At 69.7% G+C, this 23564-nt stretch carries 18 protein-coding genes; 9 read left to right on the top strand and 9 right to left on the bottom strand.

What is annotated here, in order from left to right; translation table 11 throughout:
• Nucleotides 1-105 precede the first annotated feature (105 nt).
• From AB0389_RS28145 to AB0389_RS28130, 4 genes are all read right to left on the bottom strand, one after another.
• On the bottom strand, nucleotides 106-711 hold the full coding sequence (locus tag AB0389_RS28145; RefSeq protein WP_366398310.1) for a MarC family protein: 606 nt from the start codon (nucleotides 709-711) through the stop codon (nucleotides 106-108).
• Between the two features lie 109 nt (nucleotides 712-820).
• Nucleotides 821-1699, bottom strand: a complete 879-nt coding sequence (locus tag AB0389_RS28140) for a PHP domain-containing protein (protein WP_366398309.1) — start codon at nucleotides 1697-1699, stop codon at nucleotides 821-823.
• A 116-nt stretch (nucleotides 1700-1815) separates the two neighbouring features.
• Entirely contained in the window at nucleotides 1816-2454 is a 639-nt protein-coding gene (locus AB0389_RS28135) for a DUF6758 family protein (RefSeq protein ID WP_366398308.1), read from the bottom strand.
• 123 nt (nucleotides 2455-2577) lie between these two features.
• Complete coding sequence (locus AB0389_RS28130; protein WP_366398307.1) at nucleotides 2578-3174, bottom strand: suppressor of fused domain protein; 597 nt, start codon at nucleotides 3172-3174, stop codon at nucleotides 2578-2580.
• 444 nt (nucleotides 3175-3618) lie between these two features.
• On the opposite strand from AB0389_RS28130, the gene AB0389_RS28125 reads away from it, so the two are divergent.
• Nucleotides 3619-4737, top strand: coding sequence for a magnesium and cobalt transport protein CorA (locus AB0389_RS28125; protein WP_366398306.1), 1119 nt, complete (start codon nucleotides 3619-3621; stop codon nucleotides 4735-4737).
• Between the two features lie 48 nt (nucleotides 4738-4785).
• On the opposite strand, the gene AB0389_RS28120 is transcribed toward AB0389_RS28125, so the two are convergent.
• Genes AB0389_RS28120 through AB0389_RS28110 form a run of 3 tightly spaced genes read right to left on the bottom strand, consistent with a single transcriptional unit; the run spans nucleotide 4786 to nucleotide 7308 of the window.
• On the bottom strand, nucleotides 4786-5166 hold the full coding sequence (locus AB0389_RS28120) for a hypothetical protein (RefSeq protein WP_366398305.1): 381 nt from the start codon (nucleotides 5164-5166) through the stop codon (nucleotides 4786-4788).
• A gap of 34 nt (nucleotides 5167-5200) precedes the next feature.
• Nucleotides 5201-5797 carry a 2'-5' RNA ligase family protein gene (locus AB0389_RS28115; protein ID WP_366398304.1) on the bottom strand — a complete coding sequence of 199 codons (597 nt, stop codon included), beginning with the start codon at nucleotides 5795-5797 and terminating at the stop codon, nucleotides 5201-5203.
• Nucleotides 5798-5829: 32 nt separating this feature from the next.
• Nucleotides 5830-7308 carry a helix-turn-helix transcriptional regulator gene (locus AB0389_RS28110; RefSeq protein WP_366398303.1) on the bottom strand — a complete coding sequence of 493 codons (1479 nt, stop codon included), beginning with the start codon at nucleotides 7306-7308 and terminating at the stop codon, nucleotides 5830-5832.
• 239 nt (nucleotides 7309-7547) lie between these two features.
• Here AB0389_RS28110 and AB0389_RS28105 point away from each other — a divergent pair, with 239 nt between their 5' ends.
• The gene (locus tag AB0389_RS28105; protein ID WP_366398302.1) at nucleotides 7548-7865 is read left to right on the top strand and encodes a hypothetical protein; all 318 of its coding nucleotides are present in this window, start codon (nucleotides 7548-7550) and stop codon (nucleotides 7863-7865) included.
• A 67-nt stretch (nucleotides 7866-7932) separates the two neighbouring features.
• On the opposite strand, the gene AB0389_RS28100 is transcribed toward AB0389_RS28105, so the two are convergent.
• The gene (locus AB0389_RS28100) at nucleotides 7933-10974 is read right to left on the bottom strand and encodes a VCBS repeat-containing protein (protein WP_366398301.1); all 3042 of its coding nucleotides are present in this window, start codon (nucleotides 10972-10974) and stop codon (nucleotides 7933-7935) included.
• A gap of 311 nt (nucleotides 10975-11285) precedes the next feature.
• On the opposite strand from AB0389_RS28100, the gene AB0389_RS28095 reads away from it, so the two are divergent.
• From AB0389_RS28095 to AB0389_RS28080, 4 genes are all read left to right on the top strand, one after another.
• Nucleotides 11286-17678, top strand: coding sequence for an RHS repeat-associated core domain-containing protein (locus AB0389_RS28095; protein ID WP_366398300.1), 6393 nt, complete (start codon nucleotides 11286-11288; stop codon nucleotides 17676-17678).
• Between the two features lie 9 nt (nucleotides 17679-17687).
• On the top strand, nucleotides 17688-18251 hold the full coding sequence (locus AB0389_RS28090) for a hypothetical protein (protein ID WP_366398299.1): 564 nt from the start codon (nucleotides 17688-17690) through the stop codon (nucleotides 18249-18251).
• Nucleotides 18252-18344: 93 nt separating this feature from the next.
• Nucleotides 18345-18737: a hypothetical protein gene (locus AB0389_RS28085; protein ID WP_366398298.1), complete on the top strand. Its 393-nt coding sequence runs from the start codon at nucleotides 18345-18347 to the stop codon at nucleotides 18735-18737.
• 54 nt (nucleotides 18738-18791) lie between these two features.
• Nucleotides 18792-19322, top strand: coding sequence for a hypothetical protein (locus AB0389_RS28080; protein WP_366398297.1), 531 nt, complete (start codon nucleotides 18792-18794; stop codon nucleotides 19320-19322).
• A gap of 12 nt (nucleotides 19323-19334) precedes the next feature.
• Here the strand turns inward: AB0389_RS28080 and AB0389_RS28075 are convergent, their stop codons facing one another.
• Nucleotides 19335-20108: a hypothetical protein gene (locus tag AB0389_RS28075; protein WP_366398296.1), complete on the bottom strand. Its 774-nt coding sequence runs from the start codon at nucleotides 20106-20108 to the stop codon at nucleotides 19335-19337.
• A 193-nt stretch (nucleotides 20109-20301) separates the two neighbouring features.
• On the opposite strand from AB0389_RS28075, the gene AB0389_RS28070 reads away from it, so the two are divergent.
• The 3 genes from AB0389_RS28070 (at nucleotide 20302) to AB0389_RS28060 (ending at nucleotide 23373) form a co-directional block, all read left to right on the top strand.
• The gene (locus tag AB0389_RS28070; protein WP_366398295.1) at nucleotides 20302-21579 is read left to right on the top strand and encodes a CBS domain-containing protein; all 1278 of its coding nucleotides are present in this window, start codon (nucleotides 20302-20304) and stop codon (nucleotides 21577-21579) included.
• Nucleotides 21569-22147 (top strand): DUF1003 domain-containing protein, encoded by a 579-nt coding sequence (locus tag AB0389_RS28065; RefSeq protein ID WP_366398294.1) that lies wholly within the window; start codon nucleotides 21569-21571, stop codon nucleotides 22145-22147. Before AB0389_RS28070 ends, AB0389_RS28065 begins: the two co-directional genes overlap by 11 nt.
• Nucleotides 22148-22212: 65 nt before the next feature.
• Entirely contained in the window at nucleotides 22213-23373 is a 1161-nt protein-coding gene (locus tag AB0389_RS28060; protein WP_366398293.1) for an Mrp/NBP35 family ATP-binding protein, read from the top strand.
• Nucleotides 23374-23564 lie beyond the last annotated feature (191 nt).

The following is a 23564-nucleotide window of genomic DNA, read 5'->3' as shown; positions in this document are numbered from 1 at the left end:
ACCCCTCACTGTTCATCACTCTGCGTACGACCGACGAAGCGCCCCTGTACGGATTCTTTCGTACGGGGGCGCTGCCTGTTCGGCGGCGGCCCGTTCAGCGCCTGTTCAGCCCGCCCGGATCACCTGGGTGATCCCGTTGATGATCTGCTGCACGGCGATGGCCGAGAGCATCATCCCGGCGAGCCGGGTCACCAGCACCACGCCGCCGTCCTTGATGACCCGGATGATCACCAGCGAGTAGCGCATCGTCAGCCAGAGCACGACGTGCATGGCCAGGATCGCCGCCCAGACGGAGAGCTGGCCCGTGGCGCCGTCGGCGTGCCGTACGGCGAGGATGACGGAGACGATCGCGCCGGGACCGGCCAGCAGGGGCATGCCCAGCGGGACGAGCGCCACGTTGACGTCCTTGGTCTGCTGGGGCTCGTCCGTCTTGCCGGTGAGCAGATCCAGCGCGATCAGCAGCAGGAGCAGTCCGCCGGCGATCATCAGGGCCGGTACGGAGACGTGCAGGTAGTCGAGGATCTGCTGGCCGAGCAGCCCGAAGACGGCGATGACCCCGAAGGCGACGGCCACCGCCTGCCAGGCCATGGCGCGCTGGACCTTGACGGGGCGGCCGGAGGTGAGCGCGAGAAAGATCGGGGTGATCCCGGGCGGATCCATGATCACGAAAAGCGTGAGGAAAAGGGATCCGAAAACGGCAAAGTCGAACACAGGTATGGGCCTTGCGAGAGAAGAGCGAAAGAAATCGCGTGAAAAGGGAGTGGAAAGGGAGGGAGGAAAGAGGGGCGCGCTCGGCGCTGTGACGCGCCGATACCTTCTGTTACGCGCGTCCGCCCGCGCCCGGCACCGGGAACGCGCCCGAGGAGCGCCGGGTGATCTCGCCGTAGATCTCGGGATCGGTGGTGAACGCGCCCAGCTCCACGGTCTTGCGGCTGCCGTGGTAGTCGCTGGATCCGGTGGTCAGCAGCCCGAGTTCGGCGGCCAGCGCGCGCAGCCGGGCGCGGGTGGGGCCGTCGTGGTCCATGTGGTCGACCTCGATGCCGTCGAGTCCGGCGCCGGCGAGCTTCGCGAGGGCGGACTCGGGCACGGTCCGGCCGCGCTTGACGGCCTGGGGGTGGGCGAAGACGGTGACGCCGCCCGCGGCCTTGACCAGCCGGATCGCCTCGACCGGGTCCAGCTCGTACTTCGGGGCGTACGCGAGGCCGCCGTCGGCGAGCCACTGGGGCGTGAAGGCGTCGGAGACCGTCTTGACGACGCCGAGTTCGACGAGGGCGGTGGCGATGTGCGGGCGTCCGAGGGAGGCGTCGCCCGCGATCCGGGCCACCTGCTCCCAGGTGACCGGCACGCCCATCTCCTGGAGCTTGCCGACCATCGCCCGCGCGCGCGGCACGCGGTCGTCCCGTACCAGCTCGCGCGCGGCGAGGAACTCCGGCTCGGTGGCGTCGAAGAGGTACGCGAGCAGATGCAGGCCGATGCCGTCGAGCCGGCAGGAGAGTTCGGCGCCGGGTACGAAGGTGAGCGGGCGGCCGGTGTCGCCGAGGCCGGCGAGCGCGGCGATCGCCTCGGCGTGGCCGCGGGTGGAGTCGTGGTCCGTCAGCGCGATGACGTCCAGCCCGGCGGCGACGGCGTTGCGGATCAGCTCGGTGGGGGTGTCCGTACCGTCCGAGGCCGTGGAGTGGGTGTGCAGGTCGATGCGCACGACGCGGACTCCGGGGCTCGGGGCCGAGGGGCTCGGCACGGTTCTGAGGACGCCCCAGGATAACGTCACGCCGGGGGCGCGCCGGGCCGCCCCCGTACCGCGGTCAATGCTGCGGCTCAGTGCAGCAGCCGGGGCGAGAGCGCGCCACAGGGCAGCAGCTCCGCTCCCTGGCCCGCCTCGCGCAGGTCGGTCAGGACGAGTTCGTCGTAGAGCAGCATGCCCGACTGCTCGGGCCAGACGATCGCCCACAGCCAGAGTCCGAGCGCCTCGCCCGCGAAGACCGCGCGGTCCTGGGGGGCCTCGGGGACATGCCAGAGCGGGGTGGGGCGGCCGGCCGCGAGCAGTTTGGTCTGCGGCGGCTTGTCGGCGTGGATGGCGGGTCCGGGGTCGGGTCCTTCGATGCCCGCGTAGCGCGCGCCGAGCCCGACCCCCAGCTCCTCGGCGATGAGCAGCAGCTCACCGGGGCCGCCGAGCGGTCCGGGGCCCGAGCAGGCGACGGCGGTGGCGCGGCCCCCGCTGCGGTCGTCGCCCGCGTACGCCACGCCGGTGAAGAGCCAGCCGACCGGGAGCGGCCAGGGCATCCAGACGGGGACGCGCGCGCGGTGCACGACGGCTTCGAGAGCCTCGACGCTGGGCGGTATCACGGGTTGCAGCGGATGGACGACGCCGTGCACATCGCACTGCCAGGAGTCGGCGAAGAGACCGGGCGCCCTGAGCCGGCCACCACACTTCGGGCAATTGGGTTCGCCCCTCATAGCACCCAACGGTCCTCTCCGTCCCGCTCCCCGTCAAGGACGATCACCGGGGAGCAGCACGCGGTCACGGAGCGACGCAGATGTATACGGCACCTATCAGCCGCGCCGCGACGGGTCCGATGATCAGTCCAGCGCCACCGAACGCCGCAGCGGATCGCGCAGATCCGTACCGTGCGCGAGCCAGCGCTCCTCCAGCTCCCGCGCGCCCCTGACCCGCTTCCACGCGGCCTCGTTGGGGGTCATCGGCAGCAGCGGCAGGAACCGTACGGGCTCCAGCGGCGGGTCAAGATCCAGGTCCGGCACCAGCCCGCCGGGCTCCCCCACCAGCACGGAGTGGAAGGGCGCCCCCGGCCACAGCGGCTCCCCCAGGTCGAGCGAGCCGCCCGGCGCCACGACGACGCCCTCGACCTGCGGCGAGGCCGCCAGCACCGCGAGCGGGCGCAGCACCTGATCGGTGTCGGCGAGTCCGGCGCGTACGGAGAGGACGAGTTCGGCCCGGGGCCCGCCGACGGGGTCGGCGAGGAGCGCCGAGGGGTCCGCCATGGGCTGACCCGACATTCCGAGGGTGACGTAGCGCACCACGTCCGTACCGCCCTCGGAGTCCCGGAACCTGAGCACCTCGAACCGGTCCGTACCCAGGAAGGTCACCGCGGCGCGCGCGTCCGGTTCACCGAGGGCGGTACGGAGCCGGGCGTCGACGAGAGCGAGAATTTCTTCCATCCGGGGAGCATAGATCGGCCACGAACGGGGCAGGGAAACGGATTGGCCCGGTGCGGACTGATAGTCTTGGCCGTTGTCCGGGACAGCACGCTGAAGCGTCGCTCTCCAGTCCTGGAGCACGTCATCCCCCACGGGGGACCGGCCGGAGGAGGTGGGGCTGCGGTGGATCGAAGTCACCCGGCCAGTACCAGCCGCTCTTCCGCCCGCACCATGTGCCGCTGATCCGGCGCCGACGTGTCGGTCCGACGCTGACGCGCATGCGGCACTTCGCACGACGGAAGAGCACTTCTCCAGCAATCGCCGGTGTTTTTGCCTGTCTGTAGCGAACAGCCGTCACCGCGAAACCCGCGGTGCCGCCCGCTTTGCGGACGTACCCACGCCTCACGTCCCCATTCCGGGCTGTGCCACGCCACCGCCGACGGCCTCTCCGTGAAGGAGCCCGCCATGTCGATGATCCGTGACCTGCGCGCAGTGGTACGCCCGTCCCTGCGCAAGACCAGTACCAGCAAGTACGACTCGTACGACGCGACCCGCGACCCCTCCGCGTCGAGCGCGGTCGTCGACTGCGCCGTCTACCGCGAGGGCCGGCGCCTGATGAGCGCCCCCTGTGTCACCCCGCACGAGGCGATGCTGCGGGTGCGCGAGAGCGGCGGCTTCGCCTGGATCGGCCTCCACGAGCCGACCGAGGAGGAATTCGCCGGTATCGCGGCCGAGTTCGGGCTGCACCCGCTGGCGGTGGAGGACGCCGTCCACGCCCACCAGCGGCCCAAGCTTGAGCGGTACGACGACACCCTGTTCACCGTCTTCAAGACCATCCACTACGTGGAGCACACCGAGCTGACCGCGACCAGCGAGGTCGTCGAGACCGGCGAGGTGATGTGCTTCACCGGCCGGGACTTCGTCATCACGGTCCGGCACGGCGGCCGGGGCTCGCTGCGCAACCTCCGCCACCGTCTGGAGGGCGACTCCGAGCTGCTGGCCAAAGGCCCCTCGGCCGTTCTGCACTCCATCGCCGACCATGTGGTGGACGGCTATATCGCGGTGGCGGGCGCGGTGCAGGACGACATCGACGAGGTCGAGATCGATGTCTTCTCCGAGCCCGCGAAGGGCAGCAAGCGCGGCTCCGACGCCGGCCGGATCTACCAGCTCAAGCGCGAGGTACTGGAGTTCAAGCGCGCCGTCTCCCCACTGCTGCGCCCGATGCAGCTCCTGAGCGAACGCCCGATGCGGCTGATCGACCCGGACATCCAGAAGTACTTCCGCGATGTCGCCGACCACCTCGCCCGGGTCCACGAGCAGGTCATCGGCTTCGACGAACTCCTCAACTCGATCCTCCAGGCCAACCTGGCCCAGGCGACCGTCGCCCAGAACGAGGACATGCGCAAGATCACGTCCTGGGCGGCCATCATCGCCGTACCGACGGCCGTGTGCGGCGTCTACGGCATGAACTTCGACTACATGCCGGAGCTGAAGTGGAAGTACGGCTACCCGCTCGTGCTGGTCGCCATCGGCACCATCTGCCTGTCCATCCACCGCATGCTGAAGCGCAACGGCTGGCTCTGACGCGGCCCGGACTGCCCCGGCACCACGTGGGCCGGACGGCGTCGCGGGTCACGCCCGCCGCGCGGCTCCGTCCGGCCGGACCACGTCCACCGGCATCCCGCCACGGCGGGCGCCCACGACATCCGAGGTCCCTCCGCCCCTGCCCGAGGGCGGCTCGCCGTTCCAGACAGCGACCAGGCGGTCAAAGACCGGTGCGTGGCCCGGCTTCACCTTGCTGTCGCGGTAGTCCCGAGACGGGATCACCACCACGAGCCGCCCGCCGACGGCGATCACCTCCTCCGCGAACAGGGTGTCGGCCCCGGCAGCGATGCACGACACCCCGGTCAGATCCTCGCGGTACGGCTCCAGAGCCTCTCGCGGAGCGGCCCGTACAAGCGGGACGCTCTCCTCGGTCAGGTCCATGTGCCCGGTCACGGCCAGCGTCGTCATGTATCCGTCCCTCGGTTCGTCATGTCCGGCGGCCTCAGCCGAGTGGCACCCTCGCGTACGTCTCCCATTCGTACATGCGGTTGTCCCTGTGAATCACGATCAGCTCGGCCGAGGCGATGCGCGCGGTCGCCGGTGGCACATCAACGGCGCCCAGGACTGAACCGATGGCGGCTGCCGGTCCGTCGCTGTTGCTGTACGCGAGGGATACGTGCGGCCGGAAGCCCTCGGCTTTCTCGGGCACTTCGAGCACGTCGCCGATCGCCGCGCGGATCGCGTCACGGACCGCGCACACCGGTTCATGGGGTCGCACGGGAACGAGGACTGCCTCTGGGTCGAGGATCGGCGCGGAAAGCTTCAGGTCGAAGGGCGGTACGGCGGCGAGGCGGTGGCGGGCCGCGTCCACCACGGCATCGACGTCCGCCCGGTCGATGTCGTTGACGAAGCCGATGCCCTGCATCGTGAGGTGCAGCCACTGATCGGGGATGAGGTCGAGTCCGTCGGCCCCGGCCAGTGAGGTGCGGTACTCGTCCGCGAACCGATGGACATCCAACTGTCCGTCGAAGGTGAGGTGCCAGGTGTAGAAGCGGCTTCCGGTGGACCAACCAGGTCGCCACCACCAATGGTTGCTCATGTGCTCAGGAGAGGTCATGATCTGAGATCCAATCAGCCGGCGCCCTCTCCTGACGAGAGGGCCAGGTGCCGGGACGCCGAGTCGGAGCACCAGTCGATGATGCTGCGCTTGGCCCCGGTCGTCGTGGCGGCGGTGGCTGCCGGACCGTGAGCCATGGACGCCGCCAGCTCACGCATGCGCTGCGTCACGGGGCCCATGCGCCGCTCGGCGGGCATGGCAAGCACTGGCGTCAGAGCGGGCATGATTCCGTCGGGCTCGCCGCTGTCGAGGAGCGCTGCTGCCCGTGCGATGTGGATCTGTGCCTCGGTGCCGTACGCACGGACCGGCTGTGTCGCGAGGAGATCAAGTGCGGCCGATGTCTCCCGAAGAGCTTCCTGTGGCCGACCGATCCGAAGGTGCACGGCGGCCGAGTAGTTTTCCTGCCGGGCCTGTGGACAGGAGAAGAGACCGCCGATTTCGTCCTCCCCGTTGATGTTGTCCCGGGCGCGCGTCGCCCGCGTGAGGGCGCCCTCGGCTTCCTCTGCCGCACCGAGCACGGACCATGCGTCCGCCTCCTGACATGCCAGCAGCACACCCACCGTTCCACTGACGTTGACAAGAGCGCCACGCCTGGCATGGGTGACAGCGTCCCTCAACCTGCCGTCCCACAGCGCGATCTTCGAACGAGTCGAACACACCCATGCCCTCAGCCCGTTGTGATCGGCGTTCTCCGCACACAGCCACGCGGTACGCCCGTGTGTGTCGGCGGCGCGCAGGTTCCCGAGGTCGGATGTCATCCACGCGAGGAGGCCGCAGAGGTGGCCGGCGACCACGTAGAGGTCGGCTGACTGGCGCGGTGGTTGATGACCTTCCAGCAGCGCGAAGGTCCGGTCGCGCAATGCCCGTGTGCGGTTGAACAGCGGGAGCGCGTCGCCGGTCAAGTAGTCGTACGCGAGAGTTCGTACATCCGCGAGCAGTTGCTCCAGGGCGATCTCTCCCACGTTGGTAGCCTCGGCCCACTGCGCCCAGGACGCGGATTCGGTGGCCGCCGCGAGTACGGGATCGCGCTCGGGTTCCGGCTCGGTGACAGCGGGCACAGCAGGCATGGCCGGCATAGCGGCTGCGGGAACAGCCTGCTCCGGTGCCGAGTGACGCAGGATCCGGAGGTCGCTCTCCGGAAGGGCGCCGCGGTCCTCGATGTCGAGGATGTCTTCGACATCGCAGCCGTAAATGGCCGCAAGGGCCACCAGGACCTGAAGGGTGGGCCGACGGCCGCCCGGGCCCGGCCACTTCTCCCACTTGCCGATCAAGGAGGCATCTGCGGAAACCGCAGGACCCGGGCGTGTCGAAATGCGGTCCGCCGTCGATTGCAAGGTCCAGCCGAGTGCGTGACGCCAGGCTTCGCGTGGTCGCACGCGGAGGCGGACCCGCATCTCGGTGGCGATCTCCGCGGTGGTGCATCCGGCTGCCGACATCTGGTGCCTCAGCGCGTCACGGTCAGCTTTCGATCCGGCTTTGGGTGGTGGCGTCATCGCTCTCCCTGAGTGCGGCGGGATGCGCTCACGGTAGCCAGAACAACGGGCCCTGGAGAGGACACACCATGTGCGGCAGGACCCGGATCCGTCCAACCTGATGTCCAGAAACGATGGTTTCCGCAGGTCAACGGCTGAAGTGCAGGCCAGAGAATTTGGACACCCCCGCCCTCGCCGACCGTGCTGAAAGTTGAAACCGTTGGAGGACAGAACCGGCCGCTGAACGACGGGATGATCCGATGACTGAACGATGTGCCGAATTTCAGTGGCTGCCGCCCGCGCTCGTGCAGGAGGTACGGACGATGGGACCGCCCGCGCCCGAGCCCGAGTCCGACGACGACCTGCTGAAACCGCTGGAGTGTCTCTTGGCCGGCCATCACGGCGAGCAGCACTACGGGCTCGTGTGCGAGTTGGACGGAAGGGACACCGGGGCGGTCTGGGCCCGCTGGACGGACTCCAAGCCGCCCAGCGCTCTGGTCACCCTCGCGGACTGCCCCCGTCTCGACCCTCGGGGCGACGCATGCGTGCTGTTCGCCGGGCACGAGGGCGACCACTGAGAACAGACCCGTGCCCCGGAGGCGGCTGCCTCCGGGGCACGGGTGGGTGAAGGGGCGGGTCGGCGGGTCAGTTCAGGGAGCGGAAGCCCGTCAGGTTGGGGCCCGCGCTGGTTGAGGGGCCGACGAACAGGTCACCGGCGGCGTTGGTGGACCAGACGCCCGACTGGCCCGTGCCGATGACGTCGGGTACGGCGGTCAGGAGGGGGCGGCCGGCGGGGGTCCAGCCGGTGTAGAGGGTGGTGCGGCCGGACGGGGATCCGAGGCCCTCGCCGTGCGGGCCGATGCCGGCGTAGAGGAACACCTCACCGGTGCTCTTCTTGCGGGCGATGAGGTCCGCATAGCCGTTGCCGTTGGCGTCGCCGGGGGCCGCCAGGTCGTAGTCCGACCAGCCGCCGTCGCCGATGAGGAGCGGGGGCTGCTCGATGTAGTCGTCCAGGTAGATCTCGTCGAGATAGCCGGACGCCGAGCCGAAGTACAGCCACAGCTGGTCGCCCTGCTTGACCAGCAGGTCCGGGAAGCCGGGGCGGTCGTCGGGGCCGATCACGCCGTCGCCGTCGATGTCGAGCGGTCCGTCGACGTCGCCGATGGCGAGGATCTGGTCGGCGCCCTGCCAGTGGTCGTTCTCCCGGTCCCAGACGCGCAGTTCACGCTGGTCGGCGGGGACCACCGCGCCCGTGCCGTCGTTCGGGTGGACCCAGAGACGGTCGCGGCCCAGGTTCGGGTCGTTGGCCTTCATGATCAGGTCCTCGTAGCCGTCGTCGGTCCAGTCGCCGCGCCGGGTGGTCTTCGCGTCCTTGTAGCGGCCGGTGTCGGACGCCGGGGCCGACGCCTTGGCGACCTTGCCCGTGCTGTCGCCGAAGTAGCGCTGGAGGGTGCCCGCGGAGTCGACGGCCCACAGGTCCGCGTGGCCGTCGCCGTTGAGGTCGCCGGGCTTGTCGGAGACCTTGGCGCCGTTGACGTAGAAGAGGTACGTACGGATGTCGGAGCGGTTGCCCGCCTGGTCGACGCTGCGGACGTACAGCTGGTTCGCGCCGGCCTTGGTCGGGGTGAGGTCGAGGGTCACCGTGCCGTTGAGGGCCGCGGGGGTGCGGGTGACGACGGTCGCGTCGAGCGTGGACCAGTACTCGTACGACGCGATGTTGGTGGCCGCGCCGGGGCCGACGGTGAACGTGCCCTTCGTGCGGACCGGGCTGGTGTCGACGGGCCAGCCCGCGTCACCGTTCGGGAACTGCGGGGAGCTGACGGTCGGCGGGGTGCTCGGCCGGTCGGGCATGTAGCGGAACCGGCAGGCCGCCGCGCTCGTGGGCGGGGACCAGGCGCTGATCAGGGTGCCGTCGTCCGTCTGGGCGCGCCAGGAGAAGTAGCCGTCCGCGTCGGGGACATACGTCTTCAGCGTCGCCTTGGGGATGGTGACCCGGGCGACCGTGCCCGAGGTGACGGAGACCGTCGTGTTGACGATCAGCTTCCCGTTGGGCTCGTCGTTGGGGTGGTGGCCGGTCGCCCACAGGTTGAACTTGACGTTGACCTTGCCGCCGTCCGGGTCGACGCCCTTCGCGGCCAGCTGAACGTCGGTGTCACCGATCAGACCGTACGGCGAGATGTTGCCGCAGGTGGTGGAGGTGCCCTTGGTGCTGGGGACGGTGTCCAGGTCGGTCGGATCGTTCGGCGGGGTGTTGTACTCGGTCGACAGGACGGCGGTCGACGCGTCGAACTTCTTCCAGCCGTACGTGTCGGTCTCGCTCGCGCGCAGGCTCAGCGTCATCGTCGCCCAGCTCGACGCGGCGGCCTTGATCGCGTTGCCCTTGACGTCGAACTCCAGGTTGCCGGCCGGGCAGGCGGTGCCCCAGCCCTTGGCGTCGGTCACGGTGGAGAGCAGGGCGCCCTGGGTGGGCGGGTTGGCCCAGGTCGTGGCGGAGCTGATCGGGTTGGTCGCGTAGAGGTAGACCGGCTTCTTGGTGCAGGACCAGGAGTGGGTCTCCTTGATCCGGAACGTGGAGTTGGTGACGGTCTTGCCGGCCAGGTTCCTGGTGTCCATGGTGAAGTAGGAGGCCCAGGTGCCACCGGTGTCCGACTCGTAGCCGGCCCGTGCGATGTTGTCCGACTTGTTCCAGAAGCTGGTCGTCGGGTACTTCTTCGCGACCGAGGTCCAGTTGTTGCGCCCGCCGGAGACGTACGGGTCGATGTGGACCGGGTAGACCGTGTCGTCGGCCGCGAGCATGGACTGATCGGGCGTCAGTTTCAGTGCGCCGTCCTCGACGACGGCCGGCATCGTGGCCTCCTTGGCGCCGACGGCCGGGACGAAGCCCTCTTCCTCGATGGCGGGGGCCTGCGCGGGAGCCGCCGCGGCGGCGGACAGCGCGGCGCCGACCGACTTCGCGTTCGCGGGGGCCGGGGCGCCTGCGGCGACGCCTGAGCTGTCCCACATGACCGGGGTCGGCGCGGCGAACACGTTCTGCCCGGCCGGGTTGACGGCGGTGAGGTTGCCGGCCTTGTCGGTGCGCGCCGTCACCCCGTCGGTCTCCATCGGGAACGACAGGCGCTCCAGCCGCGGATCGGCGGCGGCCTCACGGGTCTTGACGACCAGGAGCTGCTGGAAACCGTTGACACTGGCCCGGAGCTTCAGGTCGACGCCCGGGAACACCTCGGGGTACGTGGCGGTGTCACCGTCGAGTTCGGGCGTGGGCAGCTTGCCGTCCCAGTCCAGCGACATGGCGCGGCCGTCGCGTTCGATGGTGGCCATCGTGTCGTTGCCGCCGCCGGAGAACTCCAGCCCGACCGCGGTCGCCCGGGGCCGTACGGTGCCGTCCTTGGCGCGTACGAGCGTGGCGTCCGCGTCGACCAGCTTGCCCTCCTGGCGCACCCGGACCGGGACGACGTAGGTCTCCTTGGTGAAGGTGCCCGAGGGGTTGGCGTAGGTCGTGGAGTACTCGCTCCGCTCCGCCACCACCTCGACCGGCTCCCCGCTCGCGGCGGCGCGCGTCAGGGCGCGTTCGGCCGCCGTCGGCTCCGCGGGCACCGGTTCGTCCGCCGCAGCTGCCGGTCCCGCGGCCAGCGGGAGCGCTGCGCTCGCGAGACAGACCGCGATCGCGCCCGCTATCAGCGGGCGCATTCCGGTTCTCCGCTTGTGCGGCTGTCGTTGAGATCTCAAGACGTTTCCTCCCCGAAGCCTCACCGGCGTGCGCGCGAAGCGGCGGCCGGCGAAGCCCAAAAAGCCATGTGGATGAACGGCGGTGCCGAACGAAAGGAGAGTAAATCGCACCGAGAAGGTGAATTAATTTCACATGCCGTGCCAAGCCCGGCATTCCGCTTGTGCAAATCCCAGCGGGAGCGATCAGGTATGTCCCTTTAGCCACGCTTTACGTGATCCTCAGCGACGTACTCTCCACTCGCGGTTATTACTTTCAGCACTAGGGGGCATCCGTGAACGACCCTTCGGTCCGCGCCGCGAACAGCGCGCGCAGAACGAAACCAACCAGGCGAAGAAGATGGATAAAGGCCACCTCCGTCGTCACCGCGTCCGTCCTGCTGGGCGGATTCCTGAGCGCCGAGACCGCTTTCGCACTCGCCTCGCTCGCCCTGCCGAAGCTCGACACCACCAAGCCCGTACCGGTCACCCCGGTCGGGGCGAAGAAGCCCGGCGGCAAGGACGACGCCGCGCGTGATTCCCGTACCTCCGCACCGGCCGTCACATGGCCCGCGGCGGGTACGGCCGAGGTCCAACTCCCGGGCGCCCGGGGCGCGGTGAAGCGCGCCGGGAAGCTGCCGGTACATGTCGGTACGGCGGCCGGCAAGCCCAGGGCGGGCAAGCGCGGCACCGCGCCGGAGAGCGCCCAGGTCCAGATACTCGACCGGAAGGCGGCCGGCAAGCTCGGGGTCGATGGCGTCCTGATCGCCGTGCGCGCGGCGGAGGGCGGGCACGACGCGAAGGTACGGCTCTCGCTCGACTACTCCGGGTTCGCGAACGCCTTCGGCGCCGGCTGGGCCTCCCGGCTCTCGCTCGTACAACTGCCGGACTGCGCGCTGGAATCGCCGGACGCGAAGGACTGCGGCGCGGGCACCCCGCTCGCCACCGAGAACGACTCGGACGCCAGGACGCTGACGGCGGACATCCCCGTCGACGGCACGGCCGGTACGAGCGACGCGTCCGGCTCGCCGGTGAGCGCCGCCCCGAGCGGCGCCAAGTCCGTCACCGGGCTCGCCGCCGCCTCCGGGGTCACCCTGCTCGCGGTCTCCGCGGCGCCGTCCGGCTCGACCGGCGACTACAAGGCGACCCCGCTGAGCCCCTCGGGCAACTGGGTGGCCGGTGACTCCTCCGGCAACTTCGGCTGGGGTTACGAGATCCAGACCCCCGAGGTCCCCGGCGGCCTGGAGCCCGAGCTGTCGCTCGGCTACTCCTCCCAGTCGCTGGACGGCCGTACGGCGGCCACCAACAACCAGGCCAACGCGGTCGGCGACGGCTGGGCGCTCACCGAGAACTACATCGAGCGCCGTTACGTGTCGTGCAACGACGACATGACGAACGGCAACAACAAGGCCAAGAACGGCGACCTCTGCTACGGCACCGAGAACGCCACCATGTCGCTCGACGGCCAGTCCCACGAGCTCGTCCGGGACGACAAGTCCAAGGCGTGGAAGCTCAAGGACGACGACGGCACCCGCGTCGAGCTGCTCACCGACACCGCGCGCGGCAACGGTGACAACAACGGCGAGCACTGGCTGATCACCACCACCGACGGCACGAAGTACCACTTCGGGTACAACCGGCTGCCCGGCTGGTCGTCCGGCAAGGAGGAGACCAACTCCACCTGGACCGTGCCGGTGTACGGCAACCAGAGCACCGAGCCCTGCTACAAGGCCGCCTACGCCGACTCGTACTGCCAGCAGGCGTGGCGCTGGAACCTCGACTACGTGGTCGACCCCAACTCCAACGCCTCCGCGTACTACTACAAGACCGAGAAGAACTTCTACGGCCGCAACGTCTCCAGCAGCACCGGCCTGGGCACCCCGACCGAGTACGTCCGCGGCGGATACCTGGACCGGATCGAGTACGGTCTGCGCGCGGACAACCTGTACGGCACCAACGCGGCCTCCGCGAAGGTGCAGTACACGGTCGCCGAACGCTGCCTGCCCGACGCGTCGTTCGACTGCGCCCCGGCGAAGATGACGGCGGCCAACGCCAAGCGCTGGCCCGATGTCCCGCTCGACCAGGACTGCAAGGCGGGCGAGACCTGCAAGGACAAGATCGCGCCCACCTTCTGGACCAGCAAGCGGCTGGCCAGGATCACCACCTCGGCGCTGGTCGGCTCCGGCTACCGGTCCGTGGACTCCTGGGACTTCCGGCACGAGCTGCCCGATCCGGGCGACGGCTCCCCCGCCACCCTGTGGCTGGCCGGCATCACCCGGACGGGTTACTCGGCGGACTCCTCCACGGCGCTGCCCGAGATCACCTTCAAGGGCACACAGCTGGCCAACCGCGTGGACGCCACCGGTGACGGCATCCCGCCGCTGGTCCGCTACCGCGTCAACCAGATCAACACCGAGACCGGCGGCTCCATCGGCATCAGCTACTCGGCGGCCGACTGCGCTCCCGGAAGCCTGCCCACCGAGGCAAGCAACACCCGGCGCTGCTACCCGGTCTACTGGTCCTCTGCGGACTCCCCGGCGGCGGACTACAAGCCGGTGAAGGACTGGTTCCACAAGTACGTGGTCACCCAGGTCCTGGAGAACGACCTGGTCGGCGGCTCGCCGACGCAGCAGACCGACTACACGTACGTGGGCGGCGCGGCCTGGGCGAAGAGCGAGGACGAGTTCACCAAGGCCGAGTACCGCACGTACAGCGACTACCGGGGGTACGGCGAGGTCCGCACCCAGACCGGCAACGGCACCGACGGCCCGCGGCAGGACAGCCGTACCCGCTACTTCCGCGGTATCGACGGCGCGAAGGTCGCCGACTTCGAGGGCAACGAGGTCGCGGACCACGCGTCCTTCCAGGCCATGGAGCGGTCGGAGATCGTCTACAACGGCGCCGAGGTGGTCTCCGAGGAGACCTCGACCCCGTGGCGGTCAGCCGTCACGGCCTCCCGCGCCCGTACGGGTCTGCCGGCCCTGGAGTCCGACATGACGGACGTCCAGACGGAGACCACGCGGTCGCCCGCCAAGGGCGGCGGCTGGCAGCGTACGAAGACGGAGCGGACGTTCGACGCGTACGGCATGGTCATCACGGAGACCGAGCACGGCGACACCGCGAAGACCGGTGACGAGAGCTGCGTCGTCACGACGTACGCCCGCAGCACCGCGGCGAACATCCTGGAGCTGCCCGCGTCCGAGAAGGTCACGGCCGGCACCTGTGCCGCGCCGGGCGAGCTGATCTCGGAGAACCGCAGCTACTACGACGACTCCACGACCCTGGGCGCGGCGCCGACCCGTGGCAACACCACGCGGGAGGACGAGAACAACGCCGAGGGGAATGGTTTCTTCACCGCCAACACGTCCACGTACGACCCGTACGGCCGGCCCCTGAAGTCGACCGACTCGCAGGGCCGGACGATGACGACGGCCTTCACCCCGGAGACGGGGCCGGCCGCCAAGACGGTCGTCACCAACCCGCTCGGCCACACGCTCACCACCGAGTTCGATGTCGCGCGCGGCCTCCAGATCGCCGAGACGGACACCAACGGCAAGAAGACGGAGATCGCCTACGACGACCTCGGCCGGGTGACGGCCGTCTGGGAGGCGGGCCGCAGCCGGACCGCGTTCCCGACCGCGCCGAACAGCTCGTTCACGTACCGCATCTCGAAGACGGACACCCCGGTGGTCGTCTCGAAGGAGCTGCGCGGCGACGGCTCGTGGGAGACCGGCTACGAGATCTACGACGGTCTGCTGCGCGAGCGCCAGACGCAGGTCGCCTCGGGAACCGGCTCGGGCCGGGTGCTGACGGAGACCCTGTACGACTCGCAGGGCCAGGAGTGGAAGTCGTTCGACGACTACTACGCGACCGGCGACCCCGAGGGGAAGCTGGTGGCCGGTGACGACACCAAGTCGCCCGCCGTCGTCCGTACCGTCTTCGACGGAGCGGGCCGGGCCACGGACACCGTCGCCATGAAGTACGGCACGGAGACGCGCCGCACGAAGACGGTGTACGACGGCAACCACACCACGGAGATCCCGCCGCAGGGCGGCTCCGCGAGCACCACGGTCACCGACCCGCTGGGCCGGACCACCGAGATCATCGAGTACACCAACGCGGCACGCACCACGTCGCAGTCCCTCCTCTACGGCTACAACGCGCGGGGTCTGCTGGAGAAGGTCACCGACGCGGCGGGCAACGTACGGAAGTTCACGTACGACGCGCGCGGCCGTGAGGTCAAGGCCGAGGACCCGGACACGGGCACCATGGAGACGCGCTACGACTCGCTGGACCGTCCGGTCGGCACGACCGACGGGCGGAACGTGTCGCTCTCCGTCGACTACGACCAGCTGGGCCGGCAGACCACGCTCAGCCAGGGCTCGAAGGTCCTCTCCGAGTGGAAGTACGACACGGTCGCCAAGGGCGAGATCGCCGAGACCCGCCGGTATGTGAACGGCGAGGCCTATGTGGAGCGGGTCACCGGCTTCACCGACGACTACCAGGCCACCGGCCTGGACGTCACCATCCCGTCCACCGAGGGCGCGCTGGCCGGCACCTACACCTGGGGCTTCGGCTACGACGAGATCACCGGGCTCCAGACGGTGGTCAACCAGCCGGCCATCGGCGATCTGCCGGCGGAGCGGGTGGTCACCCGGTACGGCGCGGACGACCAGGCCCAGGGCCTGACCGCGGGCGGCCGGATCCTGGTCAACTCGTCCACGTACGACGCCTTCGGGCGGGCGCAGCGCACCGAGTACAACGACCAGGCGCGCCGGCTCTACCGGAGCTGGTCGTACGACGAGCACACCGGTGATCTGCTGCGGACCACCACGGACCGCACGGCGGGGCCGACCCGGGTCGAGGACACCTCGTACGGGTACGACCTGGAGGGCAATGTCACCAGGATCACCACCAAGACCGGCCAGGACGCGACGGAGCAGACCGACACCCAGTGCTTCGTCTCGGACGCGCTCCAGCGGCTGACCGAGGCGTGGACCGCCAAGGACGACTGCACGGCGGCCCCGAGCGGCTCGAACATCGGCGGTGCGCAGCCCTACTGGCTGTCGTACAGCTATGACGCCCTGGGCAACCGGACCAAGGAGACCCGCCACGACACCGCGGGTGCCACCGCGAAGGACGCGGTCCGCACCTACAAGTACGCCAAGCCGGACGGCGCCAAGCCGGCCGCGCTGACCTCGGTGGACACCGCCAGGAACGGTACGTCGTCCACCACCTCCTCCTTCACGTACGACGGAGCCGGGAACACCGTCACCCGCAAGACCGACGGCCGGGACCAGACGCTGGAGTGGGACGCCGAGAACCAGCTCGTCAAGGTCGACGAGGCGGGCGTGGGCGCCACCGAGTACACCTACAGCGCCGACGGCGGGCGGCTGATCAGGAAGGACATCGCGGGCACGACCCTGTATCTGCCCGGCGGCAATGAGCTGCTGCTCACGGCCGACGGCAAGAAGACGGGCACCCGCTACTACGAGTTCGACGGCGACACGGTCGCGGCCCGGTCCGCGGGCGCGATCCAGTTCCTCTTCGCCGACCACCACTCCACGGCGACGACCGCGATCGACGCGACGACCCAGGACGTGCAGCGCCGCGTGCTGGCCCCCTTCGGCGAGGAGCGGGGCACGGTCTCCGCGACACCGGCCGCGTGGATCGGCCGGGGCTTCGTCAACGGCACGGAGGACCGTACGGGACTGACCCAACTGGGCGCCCGTGCGTACGATCCCGGGCTGGGGCGGTTCATCAGCGTCGACCCGATGATCGATATGTCCGAGTCGCAGCGGATGAACGCGTACGCGTACGCCAACAACAATCCGGCGTCCTTCTCCGACCCCGACGGGCTCTTCTGGGGAAAGATCAAGAAGGCCGCCAAGAAGGTCGCGAAGAAGGTCGTCAAGACCACCAAGAAGGTCGCCAACAAGACGAAGAGGGTCGTCAAGAAGGCCGTCAAGACGGTGAAGAAGGTCGTCAAGAAGGTCGTCAAGAAGACGAAGGCAATCGCCAAGAAGGTCGCCAGAGTCACCAAGAAGGTGGTCAAGCGATCGGTCTACGTGGTCAAGAAATACGCGAAGAAAACGTATCGCTATGTCAAGAAGACCACGAAAAAGGCCGGCGGCTATGTGAAGAAGCAGGCGAGCCGCGCCTGGTCGGGCACCAAGAAGGCGACCAAGTCGGCCGCCCGGACCACGGTCAAGGCAGGAAAGGCCGCGGGTAAGGGCGTGGTGGCGGGCGCCAAGGCGGTCGACCGCGCCAACAAGGCGGCGGGCGACGCGCTCGTGTCGGGGGCCAAGGCCGTGGGCAACCACGTCAAGGACAACTGGCGCGACTACGCGGGAGCCGCGGCGCTGGGTGTCTGCATCATGGCCTCGGCAGGTCTGTGTGTGGCGGCGGGCATGGCGGTGGCATTCGCGAAGGTCACCGCTTCCGGCATCGACCCGAACATGGAGACGGACTGGGGAACCTTCGCCAAGGACAGCGCCTTCGCCTTCGGCGGCGGCGCGGTAGCCGGAGCCTTTGGGAAGGCCGTCAGCGGCGGTACCTTCCGCGCCGCCATGAAGGCCAGTCCCATAACAACGAGTGTCCGGGAGACCTTGGGCAATGGTGCGCTGAACTTCGGGATGGCCTGGGCCGGTTGTGGAACAGGTAGCCTCGGTAAAGCCGCGTACTGCTGATCAGGAGGAATGACGAGAGAAGTGAAGCCACGCATACTGCGAAGAACAGGCACCTGGATCTTCATGGCACTGCTCTGCTGTGGAATGTACGCAATGGCGTTGGTGGTCTGGCTGACCACGATGTCGTACAACTCCGTGGGCGAAGCTCTCATGCTGACGTCGGTAGCCATGGCCATCTCCTGGTTCATGATCCGTTTCGGCAGGGCTCGGGTGGAGATTCATGAGGGTGGGCTGGTCATCATCGATGTCGTGCGCCGGGAATGGATTCCCTGGGGTGCCTATCGAAGGGTCGACACCGATGAAGGACTCACCATCATCACCCGCGGCGACAAGGAACACAGCTCCGCCGCTTTCGGCGGCTCCTTGATCGATGAGATGCTGAAGCGGCGCGGCAAGAGCAGCACCGTAAAGGCCGCCACCGAGATAAAGGCGGCGAGCCGGGCGGCATCACCGGAATCACTTCGGGAGAAAGAAGTGACGGTGAAGCGGTGGGAATTGATTCCCGCCGATCTGCTCCTGGCCCAGGTGCTGGTATGCCTGGCGCTCACTCAGTCGGGCATCCTCCCGATGTGACACCTGTCGGACAACACCCCGAAGCCCCCCTCCCCGCCACACGGCCGGGAGGGGGGCTTCGGCCCATCCCAGGAACCATCCCAGGACGGACCGATGCCGCTCTCCTCCATACCCGTACCACTGCTGATCGTGGTCGCGCTGCTCTCGGCCGCCGCCTTCGTCGGGCTGTGGGCACCGCTCATGGCCACCCGGGAGCAGAAGGTCATGATCGGGCTGGCCGCCTTGGCCGTCTTCGCCGGGCTCGGGGCCTTCGGCGGGGCGAAGGCCGGCTGGTCGTTCCGGCAGATCCTGCTGTACGCCGCGGTGATCGCGCTCTCGTTCGCGGTGGGCGCGCTCGGGCACCGGGAGCGGATCCGGCAGGTCGCGCGCCGGGAGGCGGACGAGGGGCCGAGCAAGGAGAACCAAATGCCCGGGCTGCTGATGCTCCAGTTGTTCGGCACGATGGGGGCGCTCTTCTACCTCACGGGCAAGCTCTTCGAGACCTGACGGAACCGCCCGCTCCCAGCCCCCGCTCTCCCGGCCGCTGGATAGGCTGCGCGCATGACAGAACCACAGTTCTTCGGCGCGGCGCTGGTCGAGGAGGCCACCAAGAAGTCCGGCCTCGTGTGGATCAGAGGATCCGGCCCCGACCGCGCCCTGTGGCACGTCTGGCACGAGGGCGCGGCGCTGGTGGTCGGGGACGGGCCCGGGGAGCAGCCGCTGCCGGGGCTGGCCGACGGCGGGAGCGCCGAGGTGACCGTGCGCAGCAAGGACAAGGGCGGCCGGCTGGTGGCCTGGACCGCCGCCGTGTCCGAGCTGGCACCGCACTCCCCGGCGTGGGAGGCGGCGGTCGCCGAGCTGAAGGGCAAGCGCCTCAACGCGCCGGACGCGGAGGAGATGCCGGAGCGCTGGGCGCGGGAGTGCCGGGTGCTGCGGCTGACGCCCCGGAACTCGACCACCGATCTGCCCGCCGGCTCGCTGGCGGCGCCGCCGCTGCCGACCCCGGTGACGACGCGTCAGCCCGTACCGGCGTCCCTGCCGCGACTGCTGCTGAAGCGCGGCAAGAAGACCGGGAAGGCCGCGAAGAGCTGACCGCCGCCCGTCCTACTCGCCCGTCTTCGGCAACTGGCTGCCGTAGTCGACGATCTGGTTCTTCGCCGGGGCCGTCAGCTCGAAGTCCTTGCCCCAGTCCGCGAGGGTGAGCGTCCCCGCGTTGCCCGCGCGCACCAGCTGTACGGGGTACGGCTCGCCCTCCAGCGCGATGTCCAGCGTGCCGCCGTCGCCCGCGCTGCCGCTGATCTTGATCGTCCGGAGGCCGCCGATGCGGTCCCGGTCGCCCTTGTTCAGCTCGCCGTGCAGCGACAGGATCCCGCCGAGCAGCACCTCCATGTCGGTGAAGCCGGTCAGCTGCTTGTACGCGGGGTCCTCCTCGGGCACCTTCACGTACTTGTCGCCGAGCTTCCCGGCCGCCTCGGTGTCCCCGGCACTGGGCTTGGCGGTCGCCTCGCCGGACTTGCCGTCGGTGTGGCTCCAGAACCCCGCGTCGGCCTTCAGATAGAGCGCGTCCTCGATCCGCAGCAGCTGGAATTCGCTGCTCTTCGAGGTGACGGAGCCCAGCGCGCCGTTCTGCTTGAGCCGCATGTTCAGCCTGTACGTCTCGCCCCCGCTGACCAGCGCGCCGGAGAGCCGGACCGCGCCCGCCGTGTCCGCCGCCGTCTTCGCCTTCTTCTCGATCTCGGTGGCGGAGAGCTTCCCGACTCCGTTCGTCCCCTCGTCGGGATCCTCACCGCACCCGGTGAGTACCGCCGCCAGTCCCAGGCAGATCGCGACGGGCAGAGCGGCTCCGCGGGCACGGTGGGACGATGGGAGAACGGTCACAGACGCACTGCCTCTCATACGCTGCTGGGGGTGGCAGATCGCAGCGTACCCGGGCCGCGCACACCGCTCGACGCGGGCGGCCGGGACACCGTACGGACGGAACCGTCAGGGCGGCCCGCAGCGGTACGGGCTAGCCTGAAACCGTCCATCACGCTGCATAGAACGACAATCGCCGACAAGGAGGCGCTCGACGATGGCGGCAGGCGCCCCCCGGGTCTTCGTCTCGCATCTGGTGGCCGTTCCGGTCTTCGATCCCAACGGCGATCAGGTCGGCCGGGTCCGCGACCTGGTCGCGATGTTCCGGGTCGCCGGACGGCCGCCGCGGCTGCTCGGGCTGGTCGTCGAGGTGCTCAGCCGCCGCCGGATCTTCCTGCCGATGACCAGGGTCACGGGCATCGAGTCGGGCCAGGTGATCACCACGGGCGTACTGAACGTACGGCGCTTCGAACAGCGTCCGACGGAGCGGCTCGTGCTGGCCGAGCTGCTCGACCGGCGGGTCCGGCTGGTGGAGACCGGCGAGGAGGTGACCGTCCTCGACATCGCCGTGCGGCAGCTGCCTGCCCGCCGCGACTGGGAGATCGACAAGGTCTTCGTCGAGCGCGGCCGGAGGAGCGGTGCGCTGCGCAGGCGCGGGGAGGCCCTCACCGTCGAGTGGTCGGCCGTCACCGGCTTCTCGCTGGAGGAGGAGGGGCAGGGCGCGGAGAACCTCGTGGCCAGCTTCGAGCGGCTGCGCCCCGTCGATCTCGCCAATGTGCTGCACCATCTGACGCCGAAACGCCGGGCTGAGGTCGCGGCGGCCCTCGACGACGACCGGCTCGCCGACGTCCTGGAGGAGCTGCCCGAGGACGACCAGGTGGAGATCCTCGGCAAGCTGGCGGAGGAGCGGGCCGCCGATGTCCTGGAGGCGATGGACCCGGACGACGCGGCCGATCTGCTCTCCGAGCTGCCCGAGGCGGACAAGGAGCGGCTGCTCACACTGATGCGCCCGGACGACGCGGCCGACGTACGGCGGCTGATGTCGTACGAGGAGCGGACGGCCGGCGGGCTGATGACGACCGATCCGATCGTGCTGCGGCCCGACGCGACCGTCGCGGACGCGCTGGCCCGCGTACGGCAGCAGGACCTGTCCCCCGCGCTCGCGGCGCAGGTCTATGTGTGCCGGCCGCCGGACGAGACGCCGACGGGCAAGTACCTGGGCACGGTCCACTTCCAGCGGCTGCTGCGCGATCCGCCGTACACGCTGGTCAGCTCGATCGTGGACAGCGATCTGCCGACGCTCTCCCCGGACACCCCGCTGCCCGCGATCACCAGCCATCTCGCCGCGTACAACATGGTCTCGGCGCCGGTCGTCGACGACAGCGGGGCGCTGCTCGGCGCGGTGACGGTCGACGACGTGCTCGACCATCTGCTGCCGGACGACTGGCGGGAGACCGGGTACCACGAGGTGGAGGGGACGGGCCGTGCCGGCTGAGCGACCCGATCGGGACGGCGGCGGCCGGGAGCGGGCGAAGGCGGGTCCCGGCAGCGGCGCCACGGCGCTCTCGCGCGAGCGGCGCCGCCTCGACCAGCCGCGCCCGCGACGGCCCCGGCTGCTGCCCGAGCTGCCCCAGTACGACGCGGAGGCGTTCGGACGGCTGTCGGAGCGGGTCGCCCGGTTCCTGGGGACGGGCCGCTTCATCGTCTGGATGACCCTGGTCATCATCGTGTGGCTGGGGTGGAACATCCTCGCGCCGGCCGCACTGCGCTTCGACCCGTACCCGTTCATCTTCCTGACGCTGGTGCTCTCACTCCAGGCGTCGTACGCCGCTCCGCTGATCCTGCTGGCGCAGAACCGCCAGGACGACAGGGACCGGGTCACGCAGGAGCAGGAGCGCAAGCAGAACGAGCGGTCCATGGCGGACACGGAGTATCTGACCAGGGAGATCGCGGCGCTGCGGATGGGCCTGGGCGAGGTCGCCACCCGCGACTGGATCCGCTCGGAGCTCCAGGATCTGGTCCGGGATCTGGCGGAGCCCGCCGGCGAGGAATCCGACCGCTGACCGGCCTCCGACAACTGCCGCCGAGGGCTTTCGTGCGGAGGTGGGGAGCGCCGTACCATCTCGGTATGGCTACCGACACGTACGGAACCGCCGCCCCCGCGGAAGACGCGGTGCGCGCCGCGCTGGCGACGGTGAACGACCCCGAGATCCACCGGCCGATCACCGATCTCGGCATGGTGAAATCGGTCGACATCGCGGCGGACGGCGTGGTCGCGGTCACGGTCTATCTGACGGTGTCCGGCTGCCCGATGCGGGACACCATCACCCGGAACGTGACGGACGCGGTCGCCCGGGTCGAGGGCGTCACGCGTGTGGACGTCACGCTGGACGTGATGGGCGACGAGCAGCGGCGCGAGCTGGCGGCCTCCCTGCGGGGCGGTACGGCCGAGCGCGAGGTGCCGTTCGCCAAGCCGGGCTCGCTGACCCGGGTCTACGCGGTGGCGTCCGGCAAGGGCGGCGTCGGCAAGTCGTCGGTGACGGTCAACCTGGCGGCGGCGATGGCCGCGGACGGGCTGAAGGTCGGTGTCGTGGACGCGGACATCTACGGGCACAGCGTGCCGCGGATGCTCGGCGCGGACGGGAAACCCACCCAGGTCGAGAACATGATCATGCCGCCGTCGGCGCACGGCGTGAAGGTGATCTCCATCGGGATGTTCACCCCGGGCAACACCCCGGTGGTGTGGCGCGGCCCGATGCTGCACCGCGCGCTCCAGCAGTTCCTGGCGGATGTGTACTGGGGCGATCTGGACGTGCTGTTGCTGGACCTGCCGCCGGGGACCGGCGACATCGCGATCTCGGTGGCCCAGCTCGTACCGAACGCGGAGATCCTGGTGGTGACCACCCCGCAGCAGGCGGCGGCCGAGGTCGCCGAGCGGGCCGGATCGATCGCCGTGCAGACCCATCAGAAGATCGTCGGCGTGGTCGAGAACATGTCGGGTCTGCCGTGCCCGCACTGCGACGAGATGATCGATGTCTTCGGCACGGGTGGCGGCAAGCTGGTCGCCGAGGGGCTGACCCGGACGACCGGCGCCGAGGTGCCGGTGCTCGGCGGGATCCCGATCGACGTACGGCTGCGCGAGGGCGGTGACTCGGGCAAGCCGATCGTGCTGTCCGACCCGGACTCGCCGGCCGCCGTCGCGCTGCGCGGGATCGCGAGCAAGCTGGGCGGGCGGCAGCGCGGCCTGGCGGGCATGTCCCTGGGGATCACGCCGCGCAACAAGTTCTGAGCGCCGCAAGGGGTTTGGTAAGGGGCGGTCGCCATGGCGACCGCCCCTTACCCATACCGGTACCTGTACGGCTCTAGGGCCTGTGTGGGGTTGTGATCTGGATCAGGGAGCGGGGGCGTGGTGCGTGCGATCGCAAGGCGCCGAGAGGCCCTCGTAGCGGAGCTACTAGGGCCTCTCGGCAACGCCGCGAG

This window comes from Streptomyces sp. NPDC093109 (assembly GCF_040701725.1).
GTDB lineage: Bacteria > Actinomycetota > Actinomycetes > Streptomycetales > Streptomycetaceae > Streptomyces.
Note: the sequence above shows the minus strand (reverse complement) of the source record. Positions and strands in the feature narration are given on the sequence as shown.